The organism is Craterilacuibacter sp., assembly GCF_051659485.1.
Classification (GTDB): domain Bacteria; phylum Pseudomonadota; class Gammaproteobacteria; order Burkholderiales; family Chromobacteriaceae; genus Craterilacuibacter.
The window spans coordinates 1-6,070 of record NZ_JBOFOO010000080.1 but is presented as its reverse complement, the minus strand read 5'-3'; the positions used below and the strand labels follow the sequence as shown (position 1 = coordinate 6,070).

The 6,070-nt window shown below is 58.7% G+C and carries 7 protein-coding genes; all 7 read left to right on the top strand.

Translation table 11 applies throughout. The features are described 5' to 3' along the window. The first annotated feature begins 54 nt into the window (after positions 1–54). The 7 genes from ACRC1E_RS02825 to ACRC1E_RS02795 all read left to right on the top strand — a co-directional run bounded on the left by ACRC1E_RS02825 (position 55) and on the right by ACRC1E_RS02795 (position 5,835). On the top strand, positions 55–1,374 hold the full coding sequence (locus tag ACRC1E_RS02825) for a UDP-glucose dehydrogenase family protein (RefSeq protein WP_438513591.1): 1,320 nt from the start codon (positions 55–57) through the stop codon (positions 1,372–1,374). Positions 1,375–1,431: 57 nt separating this feature from the next. Further along, the gene (locus tag ACRC1E_RS02820; RefSeq protein WP_438513590.1) at positions 1,432–2,400 is read left to right on the top strand and encodes an NAD-dependent epimerase; all 969 of its coding nucleotides are present in this window, start codon (positions 1,432–1,434) and stop codon (positions 2,398–2,400) included. A 122-nt stretch (positions 2,401–2,522) separates the two neighbouring features. Then, positions 2,523–2,981 carry a type IV pilin protein gene (locus ACRC1E_RS02815; RefSeq protein ID WP_438513589.1) on the top strand — a complete coding sequence of 153 codons (459 nt, stop codon included), beginning with the start codon at positions 2,523–2,525 and terminating at the stop codon, positions 2,979–2,981. A 9-nt stretch (positions 2,982–2,990) separates the two neighbouring features. Further along, positions 2,991–3,557, top strand: a complete 567-nt coding sequence (locus tag ACRC1E_RS02810) for a GspH/FimT family pseudopilin (protein WP_438513588.1) — start codon at positions 2,991–2,993, stop codon at positions 3,555–3,557. After that, complete coding sequence (locus ACRC1E_RS02805; protein WP_438513587.1) at positions 3,557–4,255, top strand: hypothetical protein; 699 nt, start codon at positions 3,557–3,559, stop codon at positions 4,253–4,255. The genes ACRC1E_RS02810 and ACRC1E_RS02805 overlap by 1 nt, the downstream gene beginning before the upstream one ends. A 5-nt stretch (positions 4,256–4,260) precedes the next feature. After that, the gene (locus ACRC1E_RS02800; RefSeq protein WP_438513586.1) at positions 4,261–5,382 is read left to right on the top strand and encodes a hypothetical protein; all 1,122 of its coding nucleotides are present in this window, start codon (positions 4,261–4,263) and stop codon (positions 5,380–5,382) included. A 9-nt stretch (positions 5,383–5,391) separates the two neighbouring features. Beyond that, complete coding sequence (locus tag ACRC1E_RS02795; protein ID WP_438513585.1) at positions 5,392–5,835, top strand: type IV pilus modification PilV family protein; 444 nt, start codon at positions 5,392–5,394, stop codon at positions 5,833–5,835. Positions 5,836–6,070 lie beyond the last annotated feature (235 nt).

Sequence of the window (6,070 nt, the reverse complement as noted above, 5' to 3'; positions counted from 1 at the left end):
GCTCAAGCCCTGAGATGCTTCAGGCAGAAATAATTTGAAAACAGGAATGCAAGAATGAAAATCACTGTCATCGGCTCCGGCTATGTAGGCCTTGTGACCGGCACTTGTCTCGCCGAAGTGGGTAATCATGTACTGTGTCTGGATGTGGATCTAAAGAAGATTGAATTGTTGCAGCAAGGCGGCATTCCTATTTATGAGCCAGGTTTGGAGGAGATAGTGCGCCGCAATGTAGCCGCCGGACGCCTGAGTTTTACTACCGATGTAGCCGAGTCGGTTGCGTTCGGCGACATCCAGTTTATCGCTGTCGGTACGCCACCGGATGAGGATGGTTCCGCCGATTTGCAGTATGTACTGGCAGCCGCGCGTAATATTGCGCAACATATGATCACCTACAAGGTGGTGGTCGACAAGTCTACCGTACCCGTAGGTACTGCCGATAAGGTTAAGGCAGCGATGATGGACGTGCTGGCCGAGCGTGGCGAGGCAATACCGTTTAGTGTGGTATCCAATCCCGAGTTTCTGAAAGAAGGCGCAGCGATTGAGGACTTCATGAAGCCGGATCGTATCGTGGTCGGTACCGAGGACGATAAGGCCATCGAGACCATGCGCCGACTGTATGCACCGTTCCAGCGCAACCACGAACGCATTCTATTTATGGATGTGCGTTCGGCCGAGCTAAGCAAGTATGCCGCCAACGCGATGCTGGCGACTCGTATTTCGTTCATGAACGAACTGGCCAATCTGGCCGAGGCTCTGGGTGCCGATATTGAGCGTGTGCGTCAGGGTATCGGTTCAGACCCGCGTATCGGCTACCATTTTCTGTATCCAGGGGCTGGCTATGGCGGCTCGTGCTTTCCAAAGGATGTAAAGGCGCTGGTCGCGACCGGGCGCGAGCATGGTCATGCAATGCGGGTGCTGAACGCGGTTGAGAACGCCAATGATGCGCAGAAGCTGCGTGTGGTGGACAAGGTGGTGGCCAAGTTCGGCGAGGATCTGACTGGGCGGCGCTTTGCCATGTGGGGACTGGCTTTCAAGCCTAATACCGACGATATGCGCGATGCGCCAAGCCGGGTTATTGTGGCTGAGCTGACGCGCCGTGGCGCCGAGGTGGTGGCATTCGATCCGGTGGCAATGGACGAAGCACGCCGGGTGATGGGCGACAATGCCCGACTCGCGTTTGCCGCCGATATGGATAGTGCTTTGGTCGGTGCCGATGCTCTCTTGATTGTGACCGAGTGGAAGGCATTTCGCGCACCCGATTTCGAGCGTATTCGCGCGGCACTCAAGCAGCCGTTGATTATTGATGGACGTAATATGTACGATCCAATTTGGCTGCGTGGGGAAGGTTTCGAGTATCTGGCAATCGGTCGGTGATTAATGGGGGGCTTGCCCCTCTGTATGCTGCCAGCTCACATTAATAGGAGTGCAAAGATGAAAATTCTAGTCACCGGTGCTGCCGGTTTTATCGGCCGCGCAATATGCGAGAGCCTGCTAGAGCGTGGTGGATTCGAGGTCGTCGGCGTCGACAACCTCAATGATTATTACGCGGTCGAGCTTAAGCATGCCCGGTTGGCAACCCTGGAAGGGCGTACCGGTTTTTCCTTTCGCAGGCTGGACATTGCCGACAGGGATGCGATGGAGGCGCTGTTCACAGCGGAGGGTTTCGATTATGTGATTCATCTGGCAGCTCAGGCTGGGGTGCGCTATTCGATCCAGAACCCGCATGCCTACGCAGAGAGAAATCTGACCGGCTATACCCATGTGCTGGAGGGATGCCGCCGTCACTCGGTCAAGCATCTGGTGTTTGCCAGCTCCAGCAGCGTGTATGGGCGCAATGCCAAGGTACCATTCTCTGAAGATGACCGCGTCGACCTGCCGGTCAGCTTCTATGCGGCCACCAAAAAGGCGAACGAGGTAATGGCGGCCAGCTACGCCCATCTATACGGCCTGCCGGTCACCGGCTTGCGTTTCTTTACCGTCTATGGCCCATGGGGACGTCCGGACATGGCTCCGTGGCTGTTCACCGAGGCCATTCTGAATGGCCGGCCCATCGAGGTGTTCAATCACGGCAAGATGCAGCGCGACTTTACCTACATCGATGATATCGTCGAAGGGGTATTCCGTGTGATGGAACATGTGCCGACGGGCGATTTGCCTTATGCGCTGTTCAATATCGGCAATCATAACCCGGTTGAACTGATGGCGTTTATCGAGGCCACCGAAGCGGCTTGTGGCCGTGAGGCGGTGAAAGAATATCTACCGATGCAGGACGGCGATGTCCCCATTACCTATGCTGATACCGCTCGTCTACGCGCGGCGGTAGGCTTCTCTCCGGATACGTCATTGCAAGCGGGGATGCAGAGTTTCGTCGATTGGTACCGCAGTTACCATGCAGGGTAAGGTATTAACAGGCAAGCTTCTCTTTTGTTTTTCCCAAGATGGTCTAGTCTGACTCAGCAGACCATTTCAGTCACGGCGGCCGGCTTTTCGGCCGCCGTTTCCTTTGGCAAGAGGGCTATGCCATGCGTGCCGTCCACTCCGGTTTTACGCTGATCGAGTTGATGATCGTGTTGCTGGTGATGGCGATTCTGGCGACGGTGGCGTATCCCGCATATCGCGATTATGTGTTGCGTGCCCGGCGCAGCGATGGCCAGAGCGCCTTGCTGGCTTTGTCGCTGGCACAAGAGCGCTTTCGTTCGTCCTGTCCTTTCTATGCCCAGAGTCTGGGTAGTGTCTCCCATTGCGGTGCCAGTGCCGCTTTGTCTACGCTGGCTTTTCCCGCCTTGTCCAGTGATGGCTATTACCTGGTTTCGCTATTGCCCGATACTGCCAGCAGTACGGCTTATCTGGCCGAGGCGACGGCAACGGCCAAGGGCGGGCAGGATGGTGATGCCGACTGCCCGGCATCGTTGTTGCGGCTGGGTGAAAACGGGCCGGATATATCGTCGGCCGCCAAGCGTGCTTGTTGGGGCGCAGGGTGAGTTTGCATCATGTCGATGCCAAGTTCGCTGCGTGGATGGTCGCTGCTGGAAATGCTGCTGGTACTGGCTGTCCTTGGTATTTTGCTGGCGGTGGCCTTACCCAGTCTGTCGGCTTGGGTCGAGCGCCAGCGTCTCTTGGCTGCGACCGAGCTGGTTTACCGCCAGTTGCAGTGGCTACGCATGGAGGCGCTTAAGCAAGGGCGTCCTATGTACTCGCGTTTTGTCGTGGATAGTGGCGGGCAGTGGCATCTGGGCTTGAGTGATGTGGCCGGTTGCGACCCTAGCGGACAGGATGCAAGCAAAGTCTGCAGGATTGTTTCGCCTGAGGGGACTGCGGCCTCTGTTACCGTCTTTCATGGGCGTGATTATCCCGGTATCCGTCTGCTGGCTAGCGGTTTTAGCGGGGGCGAGGCGCGTTTCGAGCCGCTACGCGGTGTTGCCGATAATGGGCGGGTGACGCTGCTGTCGCCTGGTGGGCTGGAAACGCGGGTGTTGGTCAGTGTACTGGGGCGGATACGCGTGTGCTCGCCGGCGGGTGCTGCGCGGCTTGCCGCTTATAGCGATCAGGGATGCTGATGCGTAAAGCCTGCGGTTTTTCCCTGCTGGACTTGATGCTGGGCATGGCTTTGGCGCTGATCGTGCTGGCCGGGGTCAGCACCGTCTATATCACACAGTTGCGTCATAGCAGCATCAGTCTGAAAACCTTGCGTCTGAATGCAGACTTGCAGTCCATGATGGACATCATGACTGCCGAACTGCGCCGTTCCGGTTACTGGAATGCGGATGCCAGTGCTGCGCCGCTTTCCAACCCCTTTTCTTCCGGTATGGACAATCTGGACACGGCGACGCCCGCCTGTGTGCGCTATAGCTACGACCGCGATAGCGACGGGCAGGTCAGCCCGCAGGAGCGGCTGGGTTTCAAGCTGCAAACGGTGTCCGGCGTCAGGCACTTGCGTATGAAAACCAGCGGCCCTGCCTCTCTGTTATGCAGTAGCGGCAACTGGGAGAGCCTGTCGGACGGGGCGGTCATTGCGGTGGACGAGCTGGTTTTCGATGAGTCCGGCAGCAAGTGTGTGAATGTGACGCGCGCACTACGCGCGGATGCCGGTGGTTGTGCCGCATTGCTGGCCAGCGCGCAAAGTGGCGATCAGCTGGTTGAGGTGCGCCTGCTGATGGTGGGTTTGGGAGGCTATTTGCTGGCTGACCCGTCTATTCGCCAGCGCCTGGATAGTGCGGTGAGGCTGCGCAACGAGCGGGTATTCACGGTGCCCTAGGAGGGATGACGGTGCTGAATAAGGGTACGGCCCGGCGGCAAGCCGGCATGTTGACTCTGGCGCTGGTGCTGGCCTTGCTGATGGTGACGGGATTGATCGGCGTGTATGTCGCCAGAACATCGTGGCTGGAGCTCAAACTGACTGCCGGCAGCTACCGGGTCAAGCAGGCGGCCGAGGCTGCGCACGCCGGTTTGCAATATGGCCTTGCTTATTACCTTGAGGGGGGCGCCGATCATGATGCCGATGGCCGGGTCGATGTCGATGCGGCCGGTGTACTGGCCAGCGGCAGCCTGAGTGGCAAACGCTGGCAGGTGCAGCTATGTGATGCCGGCTTTGCGGGTCAGCCGTGCTCGCCGGCTACGGCGGCGCTGGCCAGCCTGCGTATTGTGGCGACCGGATTCAGCGATGATGGCAGCGCCAAGCGTACCGTCAGTCAGCTGGTGCGGACTTATCCGGTTCTGCCTGTGTTGCCGGTGGCGGCATTGATGGTCCGTAGTACTGCATCGGCAAGCGGAGGCGCACTGGTGGTGGTCAATAATCAGGGGTCGCTGACGATATGGAGTGGCTCGCCATTGGCTGCAGTGCCTATCCCGTTTACGACGCGGATCACCAATGGCAGCCTGCCGGATCAACCCGGGTCCAGCAATGCCGGTGCGGGGGCGGATACCCGCTTGGCCGATGCGGCGCTGGCCGCGCTGACGGATGAGGGCTTATTGCGTTCTTTTTTTGCCTTGGGGTCGCAAGATATGGCGGCGCTGGCCGATGTCCATATTGCCGGTCATCAGGCTTTGCCCGCAGGAGAGCTGGGCGGCAAGGTCATTGTATTGTCGGCACTGGCCGGGCAGCCGTATACCCGCTTGCCCTTACGACTGGGGACGGTGAGTGAGCCGGTTATTCTGCTGGTCGATGGCGAGCTGGAGCTGGCGGCCGGCAGCGAGGTGTTTGGTGTGGTATATGCGCGCAAGCTGTCCGGCCATGATGGTGCCAGAGTGCAAGGCGCGCTATTGCTGCAAGAGCTGGGGCGGCTGGATGGCACCTTGCTGCTCGAATACGACGCTGCTGTGCTGGCCGTGGCGCAGCGCATACAGCTGGAGTCCGTTCTCGCCAGTAGCTGGCGTGACTGGTAGGGGGCCGTGATGAGTAAGCCTGCGCGCGGGTATATGTTGCTGGAGGCGCTGATTGCTTTACTGGTCTTGGCCGTGGGGCTATTTGCCGGCTTGCGGCTGGCCAGTGTCAGTATCAGCAGCAGTGCCGAAGCCAAGGCGCGCGCCTTTGCCCAGTATTACGCTCAGGACAAGCTTGAATCCTTGCGCACCCTGATTGCCCGCGGTGAATATCATTCGGGAAGTTGTCCTGCAGGCTTGGGGGCCGGCTCATTATTGGCCAGCAGCAGTAGTGCAGACACCATCACCATGCAAGGTGCGGTTTTCAGTCGTAGCTGGCAGCTCGCGCCGTATTGTGATCCGCAGCGTCAAGCGCTCAAGGTGTGGGTGACGTGGCAGGATAAGACCGGCACGCACCGTATCGAACTGGAGAGCATGCAGGCATGGAGCGATCCGGCGCGCAGTCGCGAGCGCTGAAACACAAAACGCCACATTATGTGGCGTTTGGCTGATGTCGCAGAGCGGTTTACCAGGGTGCGCGGAAAGCCCCGTCATTCATGGCGGGGATGGATAGCGCGGACGCCGCAGGCGTCCATTAATTTAGCAAATCCACTTGCGCCGTGTTTCGGCAAATCGGTATCGTGGTCACATGCAAAAACTCCAAGCCTTTAAATACGAACTCATGCCCAATGGCGAACAGCAGCGCGACATG

What these genes read in the sequence shown, in the direction of transcription:
- ACRC1E_RS02825 (WP_438513591.1), top strand. Translation starts at nt 55, where the DNA reads ATGAAAATCACTGTCATCGGCTCCGGCTATGTAGGCCTTGTGACCGGC.
- ACRC1E_RS02820 (WP_438513590.1), top strand. Translation starts at nt 1,432, where the DNA reads ATGAAAATTCTAGTCACCGGTGCTGCCGGTTTTATCGGCCGCGCAATA.
- ACRC1E_RS02815 (WP_438513589.1), top strand. Translation starts at nt 2,523, where the DNA reads ATGCGTGCCGTCCACTCCGGTTTTACGCTGATCGAGTTGATGATCGTG.
- ACRC1E_RS02810 (WP_438513588.1), top strand. Translation starts at nt 2,991, where the DNA reads ATGTCGATGCCAAGTTCGCTGCGTGGATGGTCGCTGCTGGAAATGCTG.
- ACRC1E_RS02805 (WP_438513587.1), top strand. Translation starts at nt 3,557, where the DNA reads ATGCGTAAAGCCTGCGGTTTTTCCCTGCTGGACTTGATGCTGGGCATG.
- ACRC1E_RS02800 (WP_438513586.1), top strand. Translation starts at nt 4,261, where the DNA reads ATGACGGTGCTGAATAAGGGTACGGCCCGGCGGCAAGCCGGCATGTTG.
- ACRC1E_RS02795 (WP_438513585.1), top strand. Translation starts at nt 5,392, where the DNA reads ATGAGTAAGCCTGCGCGCGGGTATATGTTGCTGGAGGCGCTGATTGCT.